Raw genomic sequence first — 277 nt, 5'->3', positions numbered from 1 at the left:
GACAAACTTTGCCGCTTCTTCGACCCGCTGATCTGTCATGCTGCTATGATGAAGACGAATATTATCTTTAATTGTTCCATAAAACAAAAACGGATCCTGTAAAACCAAGCCCATTTTCTCCCTTAGTTCATCCTTTGAAAAATCACGTATCGAATGTCCATCAATTAAAATATCACCACGTTCAAACTCGTAAAAACGCATCATTAGATTAATGATGGAGCTCTTCCCACTGCCGGTATGACCGACAAGGGCGACGGTTTCACCCGGATTCGCTGTA

At 41.9% G+C, this 277-nt stretch carries 1 protein-coding gene; it reads right to left on the bottom strand.

Features of this window, described 5'->3' with window-relative positions; genetic code table 11:
* Positions 1-277, bottom strand: a 277-nt coding sequence (locus RYX56_RS22075; protein ID WP_317124078.1) for an ATP-binding cassette domain-containing protein, incomplete at both ends; no start/stop codon positions are given.

The organism is Alkalihalophilus lindianensis (genome assembly GCF_032843265.1).
GTDB lineage: Bacteria > Bacillota > Bacilli > Bacillales > Bacillaceae_D > Alkalihalophilus > Alkalihalophilus lindianensis.
The sequence above is the reverse complement of the archived record's forward strand: the minus strand, read 5'-3'. Positions and strand labels throughout refer to the sequence as shown.